Source organism: Enterobacter sp. JUb54 (genome assembly GCF_014298075.1).
Taxonomy (GTDB): Bacteria; Pseudomonadota; Gammaproteobacteria; order Enterobacterales; family Enterobacteriaceae; genus Klebsiella; species Klebsiella lignicola.
The window spans coordinates 2,099,964-2,119,148 of sequence record NZ_CP060418.1; the positions used below are offsets into that span (position 1 = coordinate 2,099,964).

The 19,185-nt window shown below is 53.9% G+C and carries 20 protein-coding genes; 5 read left to right on the forward strand and 15 right to left on the reverse strand.

Annotated features, from left to right (window positions below; genetic code table 11):
- Position 1: 1 nt before the first annotated feature.
- Together HF679_RS09690 and HF679_RS09695 are read left to right on the forward strand one after the other, a co-directional pair.
- Positions 2-976, forward strand: a complete 975-nt coding sequence (locus HF679_RS09690; protein WP_123753722.1) for a PDR/VanB family oxidoreductase — start codon at positions 2-4, stop codon at positions 974-976.
- A gap of 216 nt (positions 977-1,192) precedes the next feature.
- Positions 1,193-1,537 carry a hypothetical protein gene (locus tag HF679_RS09695; RefSeq protein WP_227540084.1) on the forward strand — a complete coding sequence of 115 codons (345 nt, stop codon included), beginning with the start codon at positions 1,193-1,195 and terminating at the stop codon, positions 1,535-1,537.
- A gap of 291 nt (positions 1,538-1,828) precedes the next feature.
- Here the strand turns inward: HF679_RS09695 and HF679_RS09700 are convergent, their stop codons facing one another.
- The 7 genes from HF679_RS09700 to HF679_RS09730 all read right to left on the reverse strand — a co-directional run bounded on the left by HF679_RS09700 (position 1,829) and on the right by HF679_RS09730 (position 8,247).
- Positions 1,829-2,149, reverse strand: coding sequence for a hypothetical protein (locus tag HF679_RS09700; protein ID WP_187042923.1), 321 nt, complete (start codon positions 2,147-2,149; stop codon positions 1,829-1,831).
- Positions 2,142-2,387 carry a hypothetical protein gene (locus HF679_RS09705; RefSeq protein WP_154143324.1) on the reverse strand — a complete coding sequence of 82 codons (246 nt, stop codon included), beginning with the start codon at positions 2,385-2,387 and terminating at the stop codon, positions 2,142-2,144. Before HF679_RS09705 ends, HF679_RS09700 begins: the two co-directional genes overlap by 8 nt.
- A 14-nt stretch (positions 2,388-2,401) precedes the next feature.
- On the reverse strand, positions 2,402-3,115 hold the full coding sequence (locus HF679_RS09710; protein ID WP_154143326.1) for a DUF6977 family protein: 714 nt from the start codon (positions 3,113-3,115) through the stop codon (positions 2,402-2,404).
- A gap of 8 nt (positions 3,116-3,123) precedes the next feature.
- Positions 3,124-4,176 (reverse strand): DarT ssDNA thymidine ADP-ribosyltransferase family protein, encoded by a 1,053-nt coding sequence (locus HF679_RS09715; RefSeq protein ID WP_123753718.1) that lies wholly within the window; start codon positions 4,174-4,176, stop codon positions 3,124-3,126.
- 423 nt (positions 4,177-4,599) lie between these two features.
- Positions 4,600-5,631, reverse strand: coding sequence for an ABC transporter ATP-binding protein (locus HF679_RS09720; RefSeq protein WP_187042924.1), 1,032 nt, complete (start codon positions 5,629-5,631; stop codon positions 4,600-4,602).
- Position 5,632: 1 nt separating this feature from the next.
- The gene (locus tag HF679_RS09725; protein ID WP_187042925.1) at positions 5,633-7,207 is read right to left on the reverse strand and encodes an ABC transporter permease; all 1,575 of its coding nucleotides are present in this window, start codon (positions 7,205-7,207) and stop codon (positions 5,633-5,635) included.
- 23 nt (positions 7,208-7,230) lie between these two features.
- Positions 7,231-8,247, reverse strand: a complete 1,017-nt coding sequence (locus HF679_RS09730; protein ID WP_123753715.1) for an iron ABC transporter substrate-binding protein — start codon at positions 8,245-8,247, stop codon at positions 7,231-7,233.
- A 416-nt stretch (positions 8,248-8,663) separates the two neighbouring features.
- Between HF679_RS09730 and HF679_RS09735 the strand changes: the two genes are divergently transcribed.
- Positions 8,664-9,203: a DUF2058 domain-containing protein gene (locus tag HF679_RS09735; protein ID WP_123753714.1), complete on the forward strand. Its 540-nt coding sequence runs from the start codon at positions 8,664-8,666 to the stop codon at positions 9,201-9,203.
- Positions 9,204-9,416: 213 nt separating this feature from the next.
- Complete coding sequence (locus tag HF679_RS09740; protein WP_154143332.1) at positions 9,417-9,908, forward strand: cold-shock protein; 492 nt, start codon at positions 9,417-9,419, stop codon at positions 9,906-9,908.
- Positions 9,909-10,011: 103 nt separating this feature from the next.
- Here the strand turns inward: HF679_RS09740 and HF679_RS09745 are convergent, their stop codons facing one another.
- From HF679_RS09745 to HF679_RS09780, 8 genes are all read right to left on the reverse strand, one after another.
- Positions 10,012-11,277: a Y-family DNA polymerase gene (locus HF679_RS09745; protein ID WP_123753709.1), complete on the reverse strand. Its 1,266-nt coding sequence runs from the start codon at positions 11,275-11,277 to the stop codon at positions 10,012-10,014.
- 2 nt (positions 11,278-11,279) lie between these two features.
- Complete coding sequence (locus HF679_RS09750) at positions 11,280-11,699, reverse strand: translesion error-prone DNA polymerase V autoproteolytic subunit (protein ID WP_123753708.1); 420 nt, start codon at positions 11,697-11,699, stop codon at positions 11,280-11,282.
- A gap of 310 nt (positions 11,700-12,009) precedes the next feature.
- Positions 12,010-12,291: a hypothetical protein gene (locus tag HF679_RS09755; protein ID WP_187042926.1), complete on the reverse strand. Its 282-nt coding sequence runs from the start codon at positions 12,289-12,291 to the stop codon at positions 12,010-12,012.
- A 104-nt stretch (positions 12,292-12,395) separates the two neighbouring features.
- Entirely contained in the window at positions 12,396-12,791 is a 396-nt protein-coding gene (locus HF679_RS09760) for a hypothetical protein (RefSeq protein ID WP_123753706.1), read from the reverse strand.
- A 12-nt stretch (positions 12,792-12,803) separates the two neighbouring features.
- Positions 12,804-13,007 carry a hypothetical protein gene (locus HF679_RS09765; protein WP_123753705.1) on the reverse strand — a complete coding sequence of 68 codons (204 nt, stop codon included), beginning with the start codon at positions 13,005-13,007 and terminating at the stop codon, positions 12,804-12,806.
- A gap of 564 nt (positions 13,008-13,571) precedes the next feature.
- The gene (gene manA, locus HF679_RS09770) at positions 13,572-14,741 is read right to left on the reverse strand and encodes a mannose-6-phosphate isomerase, class I (RefSeq protein WP_187042927.1); all 1,170 of its coding nucleotides are present in this window, start codon (positions 14,739-14,741) and stop codon (positions 13,572-13,574) included.
- 146 nt (positions 14,742-14,887) lie between these two features.
- Complete coding sequence (locus HF679_RS09775; protein WP_187042928.1) at positions 14,888-17,083, reverse strand: CBM35 domain-containing protein; 2,196 nt, start codon at positions 17,081-17,083, stop codon at positions 14,888-14,890.
- Positions 17,084-17,094: 11 nt separating this feature from the next.
- Positions 17,095-18,432, reverse strand: a complete 1,338-nt coding sequence (locus HF679_RS09780) for a maltoporin (protein WP_123753702.1) — start codon at positions 18,430-18,432, stop codon at positions 17,095-17,097.
- Positions 18,433-18,972: 540 nt separating this feature from the next.
- Between HF679_RS09780 and HF679_RS09785 the strand changes: the two genes are divergently transcribed.
- Entirely contained in the window at positions 18,973-19,185 is a 213-nt protein-coding gene (locus HF679_RS09785; protein ID WP_154143340.1) for a hypothetical protein, read from the forward strand.

Here is a 19,185-nt window from a genome sequence, read left to right on the forward strand (position 1 = left end):
CATGAGTGACGTCCTGAAGATGGTGGTGGATGGCCTGTGGCGCCAGGGGGATAAAAGCCTCGCCATCAGGCTGGTGGCGCAGAACCGCCAGCCGCTTCCCGGCTGGCAGCCTGGGGCGCATATCGATGTGCATCTGCCCTGCGGGATAATCCGCCAGTACTCGCTGACCGGTGCGCATAACGATGGCGTATGCGACAGCTATCTGATCTGCGTGGCGCAGGATCGCGCCTCTCGCGGTGGGTCGCGCTATATCCATGAGACGCTGCGTCCGGGCCAGACGCTGCTGATCTCGCCGCCGCGTAACCTGTTTGCCCTGCAGCCCGCGGGCCGGGTGACGCTGCTGGCGGCGGGGATTGGCATCACCCCGCTGTATACCATGGCGCTGCATCTGCACGCGGCGGGTATCCCTTTTGCACTGCATTACTTTGTGAAAAGTCGCGATCATGCGGCATTTACGACGGAAATGATGGCGACTTTCGGCGATGAACGCTGCACGATCCACTGCTCAGACGAGGGAGGCAGCCCGCGCACCGGACTCAGCTGTACCCTCGGCGAAGGCCACGCCGACCACCATCTGTATCTCTGTGGCCCGGCGGGCTTTATGGCAGCCGCCCGCCAGTGTGCGACGGAAAAAAACTGGCCCGAGGCGCAGATCCACAGCGAAGCCTTCCAGCCGCCAACGCCCGTCACCGGAGCCGACGGAGACGATACTTTCACCATCACTCTGGCCTCCTCCGGGGAAACATGGCCAGTGCCGGGCCATAAAACTATCGCCCAGGTATTGCAGGACAACGGCGTGGCCGTCCCGCTTTCGTGCGAGATGGGCCTGTGCGGCGCCTGCCTGACGCCGGTGGTGGCGGGCCAGGCCGATCATCGCGATACGGTGCAGTCAGACGCGGAGAAATCCGCCAGCGCGCAGCATATCGCCCTGTGCTGCTCCCGCAGCCGCTCGGCAAATTTAGTGATTGATTTATAACCGACGTTACCGCCCCTGCTCCCCCGCTGCCTGATGACACCGCAGAATGTGCGCCAGGCAGCGCCCGACCTGCGTATCAACCCACGTAAAATCAACGCCCTGCAAAAACATTCCATCTATTCATGATTAACATAAAAATTATTCATTTCATTTCTAATTCTGTTACCATCATATTTGTATGACAAATTAACCCTCACTACACAGGCCGGTGTCATCATGATGATAAGTAGAGCACAAGAGATGCAGGTTCAGGCTCAGCGCCTGCAGGAACAGGGATTATTACGGCGCGCGCTGGCGTTGTGGGCCGACATGGCGCGATGCGATGACCACGAGGTCGCCCGCCAGGCCAGGCAAAAGCAGCAGGAGATCGTCGCCTTATTGCAGCGGAAAAAAGACCAGCAAGCGGCCTCGCGCTATAACTGCCGGGCTCATGTTGCGGCCGACCGGGAATTGATCATTGCCTATTTACGCAATGGCATGAAACCGCGGGAGATTGAGGCACTGACTCAGCGTTCCAGCGCCTTTATTTACCACTGCAAAAAGCTGCTGCCCGAAGAATAACGGCGGCAATGCCGCCACACTGACCAGCTTTCTGGATATTGCCGTGCGTGCCGCAGTATCCAGAAAGGTGTTCAGGCACAACGCTGAACATCAAACATAAATGTGTATCTGCACCCTAAATAATTCAGGTTGCATAAAGGCGGCAAAGCCGTGAGTCCCCAGGAGCTTACTGAAGTAAGTGACTGGGGTGAGCGGGTGTAGCCAACGCATATGCAGCTTGAAGTATGACGGGTATATCCGAGTATTTGCCAGCCAGGAATTGGCTGGCTTTTTTTTGGTTCATCGCGCAGCTCACCTGCGGGGCAGTTTATCATTCAGCAGCGCTTCGATTCTGGCCCGGTTCTCTTCGAGGAGGGCTTTATAATCAATGCGGCTTTTGGGGTCCATTTTCGCCAGGGTCGCATCCAGTTCCTGCTGACGGCGAATGCTCTCCTGCACCCCTTTCATGGCCGCTTCCATCGCAATCAGCTCGGACGACAGTTCTCGTTCCAGCATCGAGCGATACAGAAACTCCCGGGCGATGACCCCAAGGGTATTGTTAGCCTGATTGACCGCGTTGTGCGTCTGCTTAAGTGATTCGGCCACGGCGGCCAGAATTTTATTTTCACTCATTGGCGGCATCTCCTTTCACCACTAACGCCAGGTTTTCCGCCAGGCTGCGGTTGAACATCTCGCGCTGCGCCACGGTCATGACATCCAGCTGTTTTTTCACCGCCGCCATGCGTTCAAAGTAGTCCTGCATCACCTCGTCACGGATCACCCGTTTGCGTTCATCGGGGATGTCGGCAAAGGTATCCGTCGCGGTCGGTGCCGGCAGGTTGCTGTCGCCGGCGGGTAGTCGCCTTACCATAATCTCTCCCGGTCTTAGAAAAGACGCATATTGCGCAGATCGCCGTCGCTGGTGTTGTAGATCGTGAACTGTTCGAGCAGTTCGATAAACGCATCGCGCGCCGGGATCGTGGTGGCCAACATCTTGCGTTGACGCAGCGCACACCAGAGCGCGACGGAATAGGCCTGGCAGTTCACCGACTTCTCGGGATTAAATTCGATATCGGTAAAAGCCGTGTATTCCAGCACCTGTTCTTTGCAGGGGGAATGTTGTAGCGCGTTGAGATACAGCCAGTCGTAAAAGGCGGTTTTCGGCTCTAACGGCCAGATAATAGCCTCGCGCGCTTCATTTGGCTGAAATGAAAAGTGGTCCAGCCGGCCCGATGTTTTTAGCACTTCCGCGCGCTTGGCCTCTTTCGGCGACAGGCGCATCAGCTCGCGAAACGGCCCGTTATCGGTAAACACTTTTGATGACTGGAACAGCGATTCGACGCTGATAAACTGCCCGCCGTTGCTTTGGACACCCATGTTAAAGGCGCTGAGCTGCACGCCCAGCGTCTCTGGCGATTTGCTGGAGACCTCAAGGATTCTGGCCTCCGGGTGGTCCACGCGATAGCCTTCATGCAGTGCGGCGATGGATTTTTGTTTTTGGCTGACCGCAAGGCCTGGCGACCAGTTGAAATCCACATTGACGATCTCCACCAGAGCCGCCCCTGTTGAGGTCGGGATAAATACGGGGCGCACGGCCATAAAGTCACCTAAAAAGCAAAATGGGAAGGGTCAACCACGATCTTCACCGGACAATCGCGTAACCATGAGGGAACATTCTCCGCAGAGTAGAAAATAACCTCGCTAATAAACCACACCGGGATCGCCCCACAATACAAAATTTCCGCCTGAATATCATAGGGCCGATCGCCAGAATCTTCATTAGTGTTGCTGCTAAACATCGCCTGAAAGGCCTGATGTTTCTGACGCTGCTCCACGCTTATCGACCTCACCCCGCTTGAAGCCGCATTACTGTGGCAAAAAACGGTTTGGTTAAGCAATGTCTGATGATCGAAAGAGGGTTGGGTTGGTCCGCTAATTAACTCTTTTTTGATTTTCAGGATAACCCAGTCATGATCCCGCAGCGCCTGGGAATATTTGTAGAGCATTTTTTTATTCACCTGACCTAACGACAGGGAAATAGAATTGCGCATCCCTTCCAGCCGTAATTCGTCGTTATAATGAAAACTATTTTGCCCTTCATCAAGCTGCTGTCGGGTCATTATTCCTGACTGAAATATATTTTTCAGATTCGTCAGATGACTAAAGTGATAAAGCGCGGCAATATTCCGCCGTTTCACCCCGCTGAAATCAATCGCCCTCGCCCAGTTAAACGCCTGAATCGCATAAAATGGTTTATTCGCCACCTGCTGCATAAATTCATTATGCAGATCCGAGGTATAGGCTGGCGCCAGATGGGTATCGCCGGTTATTGCATAGCGCGTGAGCATATATTCTTTAAAGCCGTTGATATGCATAATCATATTCAACGCGTCGGTCATCGTAATACAGGGGGCGGCATGATTAACGCCGCTGATTAACGGGCGTGACGACTGCGGTTCCCGGGGGCGATTATCAAACAGTGACGGCGGCGCGACCGGCGGTATGACGCGTTCAAGCTGGCGACTATGGGCTTTTCTCTTTTCAACATCAACGATCGGTTCTGCCGTCCGGCTACCTGATTTAGTAGCTGGCGGTTCTTTTTTCTTGATTAAATTACCGATAAACGCGAGGACTAAAAAAATGCCAATTACAGTCCACATATAAACCTCTACAGTAGAGCCTGTTCCATTAGACTATTTATTGTGTGTCATAGCATCACGCCCCTCAGTTATGAGGGCAAATGAGTATTGTCTTATTGGTTTTGTTGTTATACCCGTCATACTTCAAGTTGCCTGGGTGTTGGCTACTCCCGTTTCCCCCGGTCACTTATCTGACGAATTATTTAGGGTATATTCAGCAGTCCGGACGGACTGGGCGGCGAATGAATGGCCGGTTCCTCACGATAATCTATCCCCTCAGGGAACTCAAGCGGTGGCGCCTGTCACAGACGCCCTGCCACAGGATGAGAATCGCGCTTTTTAATTCATAAATAGCGCCTTTCGGCGCTATTGCGACATAAAACAATATCAATCATTTACCCGATGAGCATCGGCAGAATAATTAACCCAAGAAAAATCCTAACGCTATTCGTTTATGAATACCCGTCCTTTACCGGTGACCTCGATGCGTACCCGGCAGCCCGGTATCCATTCGGCACGACTGACGGTTTTCAACTGTAGCGTCTCAGACTGCTGCGCAACCGCCAGCGTCAGGATCGACAGCTGTCCGGAAAAATCGACGTCGAGAATGCGGATGTCGCTTTCATTCATCTGGCAAGGCGTCATCACCAGCTGTTCCGGACGTAGCATGACCCGCCCTGTCCCTCTGGCCATCTCATTATCGGTACGCAGTTCACCAATAACGCACCGCGCCCGCCCGTTGTAAAGCGCCGCCGGCAGGATCACCGCATCGCCGAGAAACAGCGCGGTGGCTTCATCGGCGGGCCGGGAATAGACCTCAAACGGGCTGCCAACCTGGGTAAAGCGCCCCTGACGCATCACCGCAACCTGGCTGGCAAACGACAGGGCTTCATTCTGATCGTGCGTCACCAGGATCGCGGCGACGCCCGCCTCGGCGAGTAAATCCGCCGTCGCCTTACGGGTGGTGGCGCGCAGTCCGGTATCCAGCGCGGAAAAAGGTTCATCCAACAACATCAGCGATGGCTGCTGCGCCAGCGCCCGGGCCAACGCAACGCGCTGCTGCTGACCGCCGGAGATGTGATGCGGCCAGTGGGTTGCCAGCTGGGCGTCCAACGACACCATCTCCATCAGGGCCGCCACCCGACGGCGTTTTTCCTGCCGGCTGCAGTCCAGTCCCCAGGCAATGTTGTCCGCGACATTAAGATGAGGAAACAGCGCCCCTTCCTGCGGCACAAACCCGATCCCGCGCTGATGAGCGGGAACAAAGACCCCGTCGCCAGAGAGCGTTCGCCCCTGCATCACGATGCGCCCGGAATCAGGTGTTTCAAACCCGGCCAGGATCCGCAGTAGCGTGGTTTTTCCAGATCCCGAAGGGCCCACGATGGCGGTGCGGCTTCCGCCGGCCACCGTCAGGAAAAGGTTATCCAGCACTTGCGCATCGGCAAAAGATTTTGAGACAGCGGTTAATTCCAGCATGTTACAGACCTGCCATTTTTTTCGACTGGTGGTAAAGGAGAGCGGTCAACGGCAGCGAAATCGCAATCATCAGCAGGGCATAGGGTGCCGCCGCGACATAATCGATCTCGCTGGTTAACGCCCAAAACCCGGTGGAGAGCGTGCGGGTTCCCAGCGGGGAAAGCAGCAGCGTGGCGGTCAGTTCGTTACTGACCCCGAGGAATACCAACGCCGCCCCGGCCGTCGCTCCCGGCGCGGCGAGACGCAGCGTGATGCTCCATAGCGCCCGGGCGGGACTTCTTCCAAGGCTGCGCGCCACATTTTCCAGCTCCACCGGCGCCTGGGCGATCCCGGCACGGAGGTTAATCAGCGCCCGGGGCATGAACATCAGCAGGTAGGCCAGAAACAGCGTGACTTCGGTTTGATAGATCGGCCGCGCGTAGTGGATAGTGATGGTCACCAGCGCCAGGGCGGTGACAATGCCGGGTAGCGAGCTGGTCAGGTAATTGCAGCCTTCCAGCAGACGAAATATCCGGCGTGGATAGCGGATCCCCAGCCAGGCAATCGGGATCCCGCAGGCGGTGGTCAGGAGCGCCCCGCTGGCGCCGAGCATCAGCGTCTGGCGGAAGGAAGACCACAGGTCGGCGTTCATCCAGTTAGCCATGCCTCCCAGCCACAGCCAGCGCCCCAGCACGATCAGCGGTACGCCGAGCGCCAGCAGGACCAGTGCCAGCAGCAGCGCCTGGGCGGCAACGGCGGTCGCCAGGTTCAGTTTTTTGCGTTTCTGCTCCCGCGCTGCCCCGGCGCCAATCCGGGCATAACGCGCTTTTCCTCTGGCGGCACTCTCCAGCATTAAAAAAGCCAGGCAGCACAGCGCCAGCACGCCGGCCAGCATATTCGCCGCCGGACCGCTGAAGGTGGACTGGAACTGGTCATAAATCGCGGTCGTAAAGGTATCGAAGCGGATCATTGCGTAGAGGCCGTATTCCGCCAGCAGATGCAGCGCCACCAGCAGCGCGCCGCCGCAAATCGCCAGTTTAAGCTGGGGTAATACCACCCGGAAAAAGACCTTCCACGGCGGCGTGCCCAGCGAGGCCGCGACATCTTCCAGCGTCGGGTCCAGACGGCGAAGCACCGCCGCCACCGGCATATAGATAAATGGGTAGTAGGCCAGCACCGAGAGGAACACGCCGGAGGAAAGACCATGCAGTGACGGCACCGCGCTGATCCAGGCGTAGCTCTGGACAAACGCCGGGATCGCCAGCGGAGCCACCGCCAGCGCCGACCATATCTGCCGCCCTGCCAGGGTCGTGCGTTCGGTCAGCCAGGCCAGCGTGACGCCAAGCGCAATGCAGGTCGGGACGGTTAAGACACTCAGCCACAGCGTATTGCCGAGCAGCTCCCCCACGCGCGGGCGAAAGACCAGCGCCTTGATGGTGTCCCAGCCGGTATCCATGCCCACGGCGATAACAAAACCTAACGGCAGGAGCGACAACAATGAAATCAGGATCGCTAATGCAACCATCGGAAACGCAGGACGCCTGCGCTCAGGCAGGCGTCGAACTTTATTTCCGAGTGTAAGACTCAGACCAGACATAAGGTATTCACTTCACCGGGGGATCACAGCAGGCCAGCTTGCGTCATCAGGTCGATAACTTTTTTACTGTTCAGCGAAGAAGGTTCAACTTTCGGCGCATCCAGTTCGTTCAGCGGCGTCAGTTTCGGATTCGATGCGGCATTTACGCCCACGGCATATTCAAATGCGTTGTTGGTTCTCAGCTCATCCTGACCCTGCTTACCGGTGATCCATTTAATAAAGGCCTGCGCCTGCTCTTTATGTTTACTGGACGCCAGGACACCACCGCCGGAGATGCTGACAAAGGCGCCCGGATCCTGATGTTTGAAGTAATACAGCTTGGTGTTTTTGCTGTTTTCACCGGTTTTTGCCTGATCGACAAAGCGGTAATAGTGGTAGATCACGCCACCATCAATCTGCCCGGCGTTGACGGCTTTCATGACCGTGCTGTTGCCTTTATAGGCCACGAAATTCGCTTTCATCGCTTTGAGCCAGTCGAGCGTGGCTTGCTCGCCTTTCAGCGCGAGCATCGCGCTGACGATAGCCTGGAAGTCGGCACCTGACGGGGATGCAGCCCAGCGCCCTTTCCATTCCGGTTTCGCCAGATCCATCAGCGAATGAGGCAGCTGAGACTCGCTGATTTTTTCCGGGTTATAGACAAAAACGGTACTGCGTGCCGCGATACCAATCCAGCGGCCGTGGGCAGGACGATATTCTGGCGCGACCTGTTTTAAGGTGTCGGCATCAAGCGGAGCAAACAATTTCGCGTTATCGACCAGCACCATCGACGGGGAGTTTTCCGTCAGGAAAACATCGGCTGGCGACGCGCTCCCTTCCTGCACCAGCTGATTCCCAAGCTCGCTGTCGCCACCGTTACGCAGGGTCACTTTGATGCCGGTTTCTTTGGTGAAACCATCCACCCACGACTTGACCAGGTTTTCATGCTGGGCGTTATACACCACGATGCCTTCAGCGTTGTCAGCCGCCATGGCCTGAGGGGCAAGGTATAACGATGAGGCGACAAGCGCGACGGAACAGTAGGACGACAGGCGAAAATTCATATGCTAATCCTTAGTATGTTTGAATAAATGGCCGCCGATAGCCTGGCCGAAAAGGATTAAAACACAGCGAAATGGGAATGATAATGAAAACAATTCCCATAAAAAGAAAACAGTTAAATATACCGCGCTTAATAATTTGATTATCTGAAAATGCTTTATTTCAAAATAAGAAAAAGGAAAGATTAAAATAACCTTAAGGCCTTCTTATTTATGCTCGCCAAAATGGAAAAATATGATCGCGATAACAATTATCGCTGTGCATGCGCAATTTTGCACCATCCTGTCCTCCAGGGATATGGACGCGATCGACAGGCCTGGCAGGCAGCCACCATGCAGGTTCGTGGGCTGGAACCTGTTACAGTCGTCAAAATTGCAGGTATAATCCCCTGCATTATTCAACGGGTTCAGAAACGACGATGACAAAACTTACTTTACAAGAACAGATGCTCAAAGCGGGATTAGTCACCAGTAAGAAGGCGGCTAAGGTCCAGAGAACGGCGAAGAAATCACGCGTTCAGGCCCGTGAGGCCCGTGCGGCGGTCGCTGAAAATAAGCAGTCGCAGCAGGAACGCGACAAGCTGCTGAGTGAACAACAAAAGCAGGCGACGTTATCAAAAGAGTATAAAGCGCAGGTAAAACAGCTTATTGAAATGAACCGCATCACCATTTCAAAGGGCAATATTACGTTTAACTTCACCGACGGTAACTTAATCAAGCAGATGACGGTGGACAAGCTGACCCAGGCGCAGCTCACCAATGGCCGGCTTGCTATCGCGCGCCTGACCACTGACGCCAATGGCGATAACGTATACGCGATTATCCCTGCCAGCGTGGCCGATAAGATTGCCCAGCGTGACGCCAGCAGCATTGTGTTCAATAGCGACCTGACTCAGGAAGCGCAGGACGAAGACGATCCGTACGCTGATTTTAAAATTCCTGATGATTTGATGTGGTAACAGGTGATGGCTGTGCGCTCTGCCAGCCATATAGTAAACCCGGCGGGTCAAAATCCACGATACAACGGCTGACGGCACCTCTCTTCGCCGTTAGCCACTCGCGCAGCACAAATTTATCGTCCAGACTTAAGCCAAAGGCGTGGTCTGCGCAGGCATTGTGCTTTACACTGCGCGCTGCAAAAACTGAGTAGATAAACGATTAAGTAGGCGATAATGGCGATGAATGGCACGATCACAACCTGGTTTAAAGATAAAGGTTTTGGATTTATCAAAGATGAAAACGGTGATAACCGTTATTTTCATGTGATTAAGGTCGCCAACCCTGACCTGATTAAGAAAGATGCGGCGGTGACCTTTGAACCCACCACCAATAATAAAGGCCTGTCCGCTTATGCGGTGAAGGTCGTCCCGGAGAGCAAAAATCTCTATATTGCCGGCGAGCGCCTGAAGATCACCTCGATCAAATCTTACCTCGTGTACAGCGAAGAAGTTCCGGCCGATGCCTCCGTTGATAAAGAGAATGCGGTGCTGTCGGTAGGGATGCTGATGGGCAATATCAGACCGAAATCCGCCGCGAAACCGGGGGAGATGCGCTCGCTGAAAAAGCTGGCGATCACCACCTTCCAGGGCACGACTCTTATCTTCTCGGAAGATGAGATTGACATCGAAGAGACCGTCAAGCTGCTCAAAAACTTAAACCGTTAATGGTTTCTGTGCCGCCATCCCGGGCGCGTCCTGCGCCGGATGGCGACATAACGAGCCTTCAGACACCGCGCCCCCTCTCCACCACCATCACAGCACAGCCTTATCAGCGCACCCGCAGCAGATCGCTGTAGCGGGTAGTGTAGCGCGGAGAAAGCATATCGCGTTTCATCTGCCATCCGGTCTGTATCCCCTGCCCGGCAAAATAGAGCGCGCCTCTTCCGTTCTTCGCATTCAGATCGTCCAGCACCGCCATTAGTTTCTCGCTGTTCTTGCGCGGTGCGTTGTCGTCGAAAAGATTGAGCTGGGCAATCCCCTGGCTGTAAAAATCCCCCAGCATAACCCCGGCTTTCTGGTAGCGATGCCCCTCTTTCCAGACCGCATCCAGCGAGCGGATGGCCGCCGCAATAATATCCCGGCTGTCCTGCGTCGGCGTGAGCAGCTTCACCGACGCGCTGTTGCTGTAATAGGGGCTGTTATGCGCAAAGGGGCTGGTTTTGATAAACACCGAAATAAACCGGCAGTACTGATGCTCGGCGCGCAGCTTCTCGGCGGCACGCGCGGCGTAGCTGCATATCGCCTGGTGCATATCGGGATACGCCGTAATATAGCTGCCAAACGATCGGCTGCAGATAATCTCCTGCTTCAGCGGCACAAACTCTTCCAGTGCCAGACAAGGCTCGCCGCGCAGCTCTCTCACCGTCCGCTCCAGGATCACGTTGAAATGTTTGCGGATAAAACGAATATCGGTATCCGCGAGCTGCAGGACGGTTTTTATGCCCATGGTCTCGAGCTTTGTGCTGATGCGGCGGCCGACGCCCCACACTTCCCCGACGGGCAGGCGAGCCATCAATTTTCTCTGCCGCTCCCGGTTCGATAAATCCACCACGCCGCCCGTTTGCTGCTGCCACTGTTTTGCTGCATGGTTGGCCAGCTTGGCCAGAGTTTTGGTCTGGGCAATACCGACGCCGATGGTGAGATGAGTTCTGCGCCCTATCGTTTCGCGAATTTCCCGGCCAAAGTCACTGAGATCGCGGCAGTTGCGCACCCCGGTCAGATCGCAAAAAGCCTCATCGATGCTGTAAATTTCACAGCGCGGAGACAGCTCTTCCAGCGTCGTCATGACCCGATTCGACATGTCCGCGTAGAGCTCGTAATTGCTGCTAAAGCAGATCACGCCGTGCCGACGAAGCTGCTCTTTTTGTTTAAAGTACGGCTCGCCCATCTTCACAAACGGCTTCGCTTCGGCCGATCGGGCGATCACGCAGCCATCGTTATTTGACAATACCACCACCGGTCGGCCGCTTAAGTCCGGCCTGAAGGCCGTCTCGCAACTGGCATAAAACGCGTTAACATCACAGAGCGCAAACATATTCAGCCTGCAGATTTAATGATGTAGGTGACGACGCCAAAGACATTGAGGGTCTCTTCGCTGCCAACGAGGATCGGGGAATAGGCGCTGTTCATCGGGTTAAGCTGTACCAGCGGCCACAATTGCAGCTTTTTGACCGTAAACTCTCCGTCGACCGCGGCGATCACAATGTCACCGTGCGCGGCCTTGCGTGAACTGTCGACGATCAGCAGATCGCCCTCCCCGATGCCCCCGTCGATCATGCTGTCCCCGGCGGCTTTCACGAAATAGGTCGCGCTGGGGTGGCTAATCAACAGATCGTTTAAGTCGATGCGTTTTTCGACATAATCCTGCGCCGGGCTGGGAAAGCCGCACTGTACAACGTCACTGAATAAGGGGAGCGGAGCCATCTGGTGTAACTCGGCTGGCGTGTAAAACTTCATGATAAACCCACCACATAAATACTGATTATATATACAGTAGTTTTATCAGGTCGGCAGGTCAATATAGGCTGCGGCTATCAATTTCCCAGACAGACGTAACATATTGATGCTATTGGCGAGAAAATTCTTAATGCTGCACGGGGGTCTGACTGACTGCTGAGGAAGTAAGCGACGGGGCCGCCAACCCGAATCATCCTGCTAACCGGGTTAGCAGGATTATCGTTATGGTATCGCCTCATCATCACGGCGCGGGATCGATCCGCGCCCTGTATTCACGCTGCGCCATCCCCTTAAACAGCGTCAGTATGGTTCACGACCAGAAATGATCCCGGGATTCCTGATCTGCCGTCGGTCGCGTCAGCCACGCCAGAAAACCGATCGCCGCCCCCAAAATAAATAGCACCACCGTAATCACTAGCACGATAGAAAGCTCTGTTGAAAACATTTCAATTGACACACCATTATTCATTTCACTAAAAAGGAATACCCCTTCATCCAGGGTGAAATAGATAAACCAGATACAAAATGCAATAAGCAGCCATAGAAATATTTTCCCGAGAAGCGTTCTTTTTATCTTCACTTCCTCAGACATGATATTTTCTCAATATACTGGTGATCGTTCGGGTATAAATACTCACGTTAGATACACTGTCGGGATATCACATCCCTGTGCCATCATTCACGACTGTGTCGTTTTTATTGCACCGTAACCCCGGCCAGTCTCCCGGAGGTGGTCATATCAAACGCCACCGTGAAGCCTGATTTTTTCCAACGGGTATGTTCATCATTGATGGAATGCCAGCCTTCTTCTTGCATAAAATCTACGGCCTGCCCCTGATACATCCCGGCAATATTAGCATCGAGATCGTGCGCAATATCCTCCGCGGCCTCGCGTCTGGCGTTGCGCTTATGGTTATCCGCGTCCTGATACTGGTGAGAGGCATGCCCGACATGGCATGTCCCGTTCGCTTCACTGACTTGAGTACATCCTGAACGTTCCAGCTGTGCGCGATAAGCTTCGCTGATCGCAAATACCGGCTGAAACAATGAACCGGCGACCAGCGCCACACCGATAATATATTTCGCTTTCATCTACTGACCCTTTCAACGGTACCAACAACGTGAGCCATTATCGGCCTGACTGGCATCAGGTAAGGTTTCGCAATCCGGCAAAGAAACCCCGTCGCGTGTAATCATCTTGTCGGCATGATGGTGATGATGCCCCTCCTTCGCCGGTGCGATGACACACCCCGAAAGAAATAATGAACTGACCATCACCCCCATCACTGCGATTGCTCTCTTTTTCATTTTTAACCCTGTCTTATTTTATTTTTAACCTGACCGATGCCGTTGCAAACCCGGCAAATTTATTCAACAGACTGTGTTGGACAACCGCATCTTATTTGACATAGCAAAACAAGAAAAGAGGTCAGACCTGGCTGAAAGCTCTGTTTTAACTCATTGTTTTAAATACACTTAAAGTGAATGACGCATTTTTGTTATTAACTTTATAATATTCCATCGCTTATTTTGTTATTTTTATTTTAATGCTTTAAATATCTTTTGACGCTGGTCGTAGGAATCATTACATTTTCTTAATAATCCCCACTAAAAAAGCTTTTCACCACATTTATTTAAGACGAATCCTATAAGCTCAAGGTATTTACCACGCTAATTAAATGCAGCCTATTATTAATCACCGCCACGATCGCTATTCGCGGTTATTGATATAACACGATTAAAAAACAGGCCAGCACCGCCTACGGCAGTGTGGCCAAAGCCGGGCAAGCCTGCCCGGAATGAGGGATAACGATGGAGAGTTAAGAATGAAGGCTGAGGGCTAAAATAAATACTGGCAGATTCACGCCGTCGTTAATAACTCACGAGGCAGCATTTCCCCTCCTGAGTCAGTTGATATCCCTGCGCCGAAAACGGGATAAAAGCGGACTGTCCGGCAGAGAGCGAAAGCGTTTCACCGCAAGGGTGGCACAGAGTCGCCGAACCTTGTAATACCAGCAGTATTTGCGCGCTGGTGACGGGGATGATTTTCTGCTGACAGCGGTCGATAACGCTGAACTGAAAATCCTCCACAGGGATCGGGTAGCGATGCGTCACATCGACGTTCCCGGCGCACATTTTAAGACTCTCGGCCTGCGTCTGCGTAAATACCGTGCATTTTACCAGCTCCGCCAGATTGATATTTTTTGGCGTCAGCCCGGCCCGGAGCACATTATCGGAGCAGGCCATCACTTCAACCGCGGTGCCGCTCACGTAGGCGTGCAACGTGCCGGCCCACAGGAACATCGCTTCACCGGGGTTAAGCGTAATGCAGTGCAAAAACAGCGGCGCCAGGATGCCGATATCGCCCGGATAGTCGCGCTGAAGCCGGCTAATAAACGGGTTCAGATGGTTGAGTCCCCCGCTATCAATGCATGCGGACAAGCGGGCCAGCACGCTTTCGCGCTGCGCCGGATCCAACTGCATCAGGCTGAGGAAAAAGGGCATCAGCCCGTCGGCGGTCATATTGCTGCGCAGTTCGGTCAGCGCGCCGGTCAGCTCGGGCGCATTGAGCCGCAGGAAATGATTCACAATCTCCTGATACGGGCGAAAGCCATTCATGGCCATAAATGGCGTCAGGGCATACACCAGCTCAGGCTTATGATTGTCGTCGTTATAGGCCTCTCCCGGTTGGTTCCCCTGCCGGGAAAACCCCTCTTCCGCCTGCATTTTATTGGGATGTACCTGAATAGACAGCGCGCTGTCGGCGGCAAGAAACTTCAGCAAAAACGGGAGCTGCCCGAAGCGCGTGGCGGCGCGTTCGCCCAGCATAGCGGTCAAATCTTCTGCAATTAAGGTCTGCAACGACCGGGCGCTTTGCCCACACTCCACCTCGGAACATCCCGCCGGATGCGTTCCCATCCACATCTCGGCCTGTGGCTGATCGTCAGGGTTTGGCACATGAAATAACGTGTTCAGGGCGGTCCGGCTGCCCCAGGCATAATTCTTGATGTTATTACGCAGACGATAAAATACCTGAGTCATAGGGTGACCTTAATCAATACATCGGGAGTGAAGTGAGAACGGCATGCCCGTTCTGAAAACCAGAGCGGGGCGTTATCTTGCAATGGGTACCGGGTCATAACCCCTCCTGTAAAAAATGCTGCGCCCAATGGGCGCAGCCAAAGCCATTACTCAGCGGTCACGGCAATAGATTGAATAAACATATAGCCCCAGTCGCCAGAAAACTTACCGAAGCTCACCACGTTTTCACCGGCCTTCAGGGTGACAGGCACGACGATCTGCTGGCCTTTTTCATCCGTCTGCGGGAATTCAATACCAATCGGCGACCCATCGTTAACCACGAAGGAGTTTTTCTTACCGCCCCACTTCCCATTGAACTTCACATGCAGGACATATTTGCCTTCCCAGGGGGCATTCACCTTCCACGTCACCTTATCGCCATCATTGGCAAAAGGACCCAGGAAGCCATCGTCAGCAATAGCCAGCTGGTTTTCACTGCTTTTCACGACGTTTAGTTCACCCTGCTTAACATCCAGCACCTCGCCGCTGAATTTGCAATAATCGGCAGGCAGCTTGCCGGCAGGCTCGGTGACCGACACCTTCACGGTTTTACTCGCTTTCAGCAGGCCATCGTTGGCGGTAAAGGTCAGGTCATACTCGCCTGGGGCTGAGAACCAGGCCCGGGTTTCTGCTTTGCTGCTGTCACACACGTGTGCCTTGTCGTTGCCGCCGGTACTCCACGCCACCGTGACGTGACGCGCGGGGAGCTCGTCATCACGCCATGTGGCAACGAGCGGCACCCCTTTATCCTGCGTGGTGGTCAGGGCAGCGCCCAGCGTCACCACCGGCGCCAGGTTTTCCTGAGTATGCTTAACGCTGATGACGTTAGAAGGCGCTGATGCACCGCTTTCGTTCTTCGCAATGACGCGGTAGTAGTAGGTTTTCCCTAATTGCAGGCTGCTGTAATCATCACGGAAGAGCGCCATTTTTGACGGGTCCCACTCATTGACGCCGTCAGAGACATCCTTGCCGACGATCTTCCACGGCCCTTTCGCGCTGGTGGCTCGTTCAATATCGTAATAACGACCGACCGGCGCCCCCATCCAGTTGATGGCAAAAGGCGAATCCGTCGCTCTCAGCTTCGGAGCTTTCGGAACGGGAAGCGCAGGCGCTGCGCTCAGGCCGGCCATCTGCGCGGACGCATTGCGAACCAGATTGACCACCTCCATTTCCTGGTTAGCTTTGCCTTCTACCGGGAAGCCCGGCAGATGGTAGCTATAGTGGCCGGTATACTCTTTGTGCCAGTAGAACCCGCCGTCATGACGATGGCCGCGGAACCCCCAGATAAAGCCGCCAGCCGCCTGCGCCCCGTTAACATCGGTATGCACGATAGACTGCATGATGTTGTTCAGCTCGTTGTGGTCCAGCAGACCAAACTCGCCAACCAGGTAAACCTTTTTACCGCCGATGGCCTCCAGATCTTTGCGTACCTGGTCGGGATGGTTGTTGCCCGCGTTGGTGTAATAGTGGTTACTGACAATGTCGACGTTGGGATCGTTGATGGAAAAATCATTAATCTTTTTATAGGTCCCGTCGACAATCAGCTGATGCGGAGCCCATTTACGGATCCAGGCTGCGGTCTCTTTAAGGAAGCTCGCATTGGTATCTTCCAGCTCGTTACCCGTTTCCCAGGCCATAATGGCTTTTTCATCGTAATAGTGACGGCCCGTAATGCTGTTAACGCGCGTGATCACCTGACGGATGATGTCCTGATATGCTTGATACGTTTTGCTGTCTGTACGGTAAAAATCTTCTGGTTTTTCATGGTAAAACGCCGCCAGCTGTTCACGCCCGCCCCACCACCACCAGTGGTCGATAAACGGCAGAATCAGCCTTAAGCCCTGCTTGTCCGCTTCGGCGATCATGTTGTCGTACACTTTCATCGCCGTTTCGTTCAGCCGTGGCATGCCGTCAGGCGTTTCGGGCGCAAGGATATGCGTTTCGCGACCGCAGGCTTTGTCATTTTCCTGCTGCACGGAGAGCACATAAACCCGCTGTGCCTTCGCGCCCGTTTTCACCATCGCCTTGATCCAGTTTTCCTGCTCTTCTGCGGTGGGCCACTTGAAGTACTGCCCCCATCCTCGGGGGTCGGCTTTACAGGTTCCGCGTGCATCATCTTCGATGCGGTGCAGTTCCGGGGCATGGATCCCGGCAAAGCGGAAGACGTGATTGCCATCCTTCAGTTGCGCCCCATCACGGGTGATGAAGTGCTCAAAATGGGACTGTTCCGCCGCCATTGCGCCAGCGCATCCCAGCGCTGACAGCAGTGAAACCAACAGGATTTTTTTTACGGGGATAAACATCGTTCTTCTCCTTAGAACCAGACTTCAGCCTGAATACCAAAATTCAGGGTGTCAGAACTACCCGAGCGGGTATAACTGCCCGAGGTGATGCTGCCGGTGCTCCAGTTGTAGCTACCATCAAGCGCATCAGATACGCCCTTATCCCACTTGGCATAAGTGACGAAGAAGCGCAGCTGCGGACGGGCCCAGAACCCGGAATCAAAGGTCAGCGTTGGCGCGATGGTCACTTTGGTCAGCCCGCCCTTACCTTTGCCATCAACCCCCATGTAGTTTTTGTCGTCGAGATACTCATAACCCAGCTCGTACTGCATGGCGAAGTTCCTGGTGATCTGGTGATAAGGTCGAATCCCGGCGACCCACATGGAGCGCCCCCAGCCATTTTCATCGCTGGTCCACCAGCGGTAATTCTTGTCTTTCTGGTAGAACGCGAAGGTGGAGATTTCCAGATCGCCCATCGTCGCCAGGTTATCGAGCACCACCCGCCAGGATTGGGTATCTTCAAGGTTCGCCCAGCCCCAGCCGTTTTTACCCAGCGAGTCAGCCGCCGCAAGCCCTTTGCCGTACTGGAAGGCAATGCGGGAATATCCGCCGGTCAGGCCATAGAAACCATCAAAGTTGTATACCCCGGTAAAGCCGTAGCCCTTTTCTGCCGACGTCGGATGGTTTTCGTTGCGGTTCATATGGTGACCGATAAATTCGAGGTCCAGACCGGTGCCCCCAATTTTCTTGAACCACAGGTTGAGGGAGTAATCATCCGGGTAACCCTTGTCGCCCTGATCAACCGGATAGGCATCGGTTTCATCCGTTGGCGAGAAGGCATAAACCCCGGCATCAAAACGGGCGAACCCGAGGTCCATATTGTCGAAACCACCGCCGGTTCCGTTGTACTGGATGTACTCCCAGTCAAACTGGTGGCTGGAGGTGTTGGAGCTGCTGTAGCGCTTACCGGCCCAGAAGGTGATATCCGGAGCAAAATCGAGGTTGCTGAGTTCAGCAAACCCTTCACGGAACTGAACGTCATGCCCGTCGTCATCGCGACAGTTCCAGTCGGCGGTACATTTGGTCTGGTGCGTCAGGTTGGCCTGAATACGGGCCACCGCGCCGGTATCTGATTTCAGCGTCACCGTCGGAATCAGTTCAATTTTGGTGTCTTCTTCGTTACCAAGACGCCATTTGCCATCCGGCATTAACCCCACAGAGTTGGAACGGTTTCCGTCGCTGTTAGCCAGAATCCCGGAACGCATGTAACCATGCAGCTGAAAGTCGTATTTATCATCTGCGCTGGCGTAGCTGCTCATTACCGTTACGGCGATCAAGGACAGAGGTATTGATTTAATTAGCTTTCTCATATGATCCCTTTGTTTATTATTTGCACTGCTTAACGTTGCAGTGGAAATGTACGGATCAAAAAAGGGAATGTACATCCCTTAACGGAAAGCGCTTTCCACATTTACCGGACCAAATCACAGATCCGAGATAAAAAAGGATTTATTAGTGATTTAAGTCACACAAAAATGCTTAAAGAGGTTATGGATAGCAGCGAAATAGCATATTCACGAGGCCAGAGATGGCACAAAGCGGATGGCAACGGAAACGATGTATCCAATGATGGGATCGCCGCCATTAATCCAGTACATCCACATCAGATTGTCGGCAATTGATGATTTCTGGTGATCCTAATCACAATTAATTTCCCCACAAACGGAAAGCGCTTTCCGTTGTGTCAGGTAATAGCTATAGTCCAGACCAGAAAGAGAAAGGCGTTGTTGTTGCAGAGCGTGGTCACACGCTCTGGTCAGAAGTCGTCACACCACCATAAAAGCAGATATCCCCTTACACGATGATTATGCAGAAGATCTCAAGATGAGATTGACCTCAGGAGAAAACCGATGAAACGAACGTTAGCCGTGCCAACCCTCGCTTTCATTGCGGCGATGTCATGCAGTGCCATTGCTCAGGACGTTATTTTACCACTCAAGGAAGAAGTCCAGACCGATGAGGGTAAAATTTGCATCTATGGAACCGACACGCAAAATGAAAAAGTCATCATGCAGGGCACCGACAGCTGTCCGCCAACAAAAACGGCTAAACAGCAAAAATGA

Excerpts from the sequence above, each read along its gene's own strand:
- HF679_RS09700 (WP_187042923.1), bottom strand. The coding sequence starts at position 2,149 with ATGAGTGAAAATAAAATTCTGGCCGCCGTGGCCGAATCACTTAAGCAG.
- HF679_RS09695 (WP_227540084.1), top strand. The coding sequence starts at position 1,193 with ATGATGATAAGTAGAGCACAAGAGATGCAGGTTCAGGCTCAGCGCCTG.
- HF679_RS09725 (WP_187042925.1), bottom strand. The coding sequence starts at position 7,207 with ATGTCTGGTCTGAGTCTTACACTCGGAAATAAAGTTCGACGCCTGCCT.
- HF679_RS09780 (WP_123753702.1), bottom strand. The coding sequence starts at position 18,432 with ATGAGAAAGCTAATTAAATCAATACCTCTGTCCTTGATCGCCGTAACG.
- HF679_RS09785 (WP_154143340.1), top strand. The coding sequence starts at position 18,973 with ATGAAACGAACGTTAGCCGTGCCAACCCTCGCTTTCATTGCGGCGATG.
- HF679_RS09710 (WP_154143326.1), bottom strand. The coding sequence starts at position 3,115 with ATGGCCGTGCGCCCCGTATTTATCCCGACCTCAACAGGGGCGGCTCTG.
- HF679_RS09720 (WP_187042924.1), bottom strand. The coding sequence starts at position 5,631 with ATGCTGGAATTAACCGCTGTCTCAAAATCTTTTGCCGATGCGCAAGTG.
- HF679_RS09690 (WP_123753722.1), top strand. The coding sequence starts at position 2 with ATGAGTGACGTCCTGAAGATGGTGGTGGATGGCCTGTGGCGCCAGGGG.
- HF679_RS09705 (WP_154143324.1), bottom strand. The coding sequence starts at position 2,387 with ATGGTAAGGCGACTACCCGCCGGCGACAGCAACCTGCCGGCACCGACC.
- HF679_RS09740 (WP_154143332.1), top strand. The coding sequence starts at position 9,417 with ATGGCGATGAATGGCACGATCACAACCTGGTTTAAAGATAAAGGTTTT.
- HF679_RS09715 (WP_123753718.1), bottom strand. The coding sequence starts at position 4,176 with ATGTGGACTGTAATTGGCATTTTTTTAGTCCTCGCGTTTATCGGTAAT.
- HF679_RS09760 (WP_123753706.1), bottom strand. The coding sequence starts at position 12,791 with ATGAAAGCGAAATATATTATCGGTGTGGCGCTGGTCGCCGGTTCATTG.
- HF679_RS09765 (WP_123753705.1), bottom strand. The coding sequence starts at position 13,007 with ATGAAAAAGAGAGCAATCGCAGTGATGGGGGTGATGGTCAGTTCATTA.
- HF679_RS09755 (WP_187042926.1), bottom strand. The coding sequence starts at position 12,291 with ATGTCTGAGGAAGTGAAGATAAAAAGAACGCTTCTCGGGAAAATATTT.
- HF679_RS09750 (WP_123753708.1), bottom strand. The coding sequence starts at position 11,699 with ATGAAGTTTTACACGCCAGCCGAGTTACACCAGATGGCTCCGCTCCCC.
- HF679_RS09775 (WP_187042928.1), bottom strand. The coding sequence starts at position 17,083 with ATGTTTATCCCCGTAAAAAAAATCCTGTTGGTTTCACTGCTGTCAGCG.
- manA (WP_187042927.1), bottom strand. The coding sequence starts at position 14,741 with ATGACTCAGGTATTTTATCGTCTGCGTAATAACATCAAGAATTATGCC.
- HF679_RS09730 (WP_123753715.1), bottom strand. The coding sequence starts at position 8,247 with ATGAATTTTCGCCTGTCGTCCTACTGTTCCGTCGCGCTTGTCGCCTCA.
- HF679_RS09735 (WP_123753714.1), top strand. The coding sequence starts at position 8,664 with ATGACAAAACTTACTTTACAAGAACAGATGCTCAAAGCGGGATTAGTC.
- HF679_RS09745 (WP_123753709.1), bottom strand. The coding sequence starts at position 11,277 with ATGTTTGCGCTCTGTGATGTTAACGCGTTTTATGCCAGTTGCGAGACG.